This is a genomic window from Caballeronia sp. LZ033, assembly GCF_031451265.1.
Classification (GTDB): domain Bacteria; phylum Pseudomonadota; class Gammaproteobacteria; order Burkholderiales; family Burkholderiaceae; genus Caballeronia.
Map to the genome: position 1 here is coordinate 1 of NZ_JARUXQ010000037.1, position 850 is coordinate 850.

1 protein-coding gene and 1 pseudogene are annotated in these 850 nt (G+C 62.5%); both read right to left on the reverse strand.

Going from position 1 to position 850, the window contains the following annotated elements; all coding sequences use genetic code 11:
• Positions 1 to 227: DUF4387 domain-containing protein (locus tag QCE62_RS35070; protein ID WP_309928012.1), on the reverse strand; the 227-nt coding region annotated here is incomplete at its 3' end.
• Positions 224 to 850: pseudogene (locus QCE62_RS35075) on the reverse strand (3-methylaspartate ammonia-lyase); the annotation flags it as partial. The gene QCE62_RS35070 and the pseudogene QCE62_RS35075, both read right to left, overlap by 4 nt.

Below are 850 nucleotides of genomic sequence, written 5' to 3' on the forward strand. Positions count from 1 at the left end.
GCGCGCGCCGGGTCGAAGAACATCAAGGTCACGATGTCTTCCTTCTTCACGTTGTACAGCTTGCAGATCAGCGCCTCGGTCAGCACTCCGCTCGCCTTCACGCGTTCGTATAGCGTTGGTTCGTCGAAGATCACGTCGAACGTGATCTCGAACGGACCCGAGTTCTTGCTGCGCACCACCTTCGCCAGTTCGCGCAGCGTCTTGTTTTGTGTCTGCACCGTGTTCATGCGCCCACCTCCACGATCTCAACCGGAAACAGCGACTCCGCCGAGTCGATCTTCATCACGTGATACACCGTGAACTTGCACACCGGACCAATCGGGTTCTCCGGCGGGTTCAGCGGAATCGCGAAGTTACCGGCCGTCGCCACCTGCCCCGGATACGGCGTGTGCAGCACATCGATACGCACGCTGCTGCAAATCGCATTCGCCAGTTCCTGGTTCGCCGCCGTCACTTCACCCAGCAAGCCGATCTCGTGCGGCACCGCTTGTGTCTGCGGCTCGAAGCTGCCCATCACGCCGTTCTTGCCGTACACGTGGAAGTTCAGCGTCGCCTCGCCCGAGCGCAACTCCGGATACGTCTCGTGCGCCTGCTGCTTGATGCCTTCGAGGAAGGTGTCGATCTGCTCGACCAGGATCGGATCGCGGATCCCGCCGATGAAGATCGTGCGCATGCCTACCACGCCCGCGCCTTCGAGCTTCACCGTGTAGTCTTCGGCCGGAATGAAGCGGCTGCCGCGCACCCGCACTGCCCGCTCCGTGAGCTGTTCGTAGGTCGCCTCGCGCAGGTCCAGCACGCCGCCCGGGCCCGTCAGCAAATCCGGACGCGTCTTCTCGTACAGCGTGTGCGC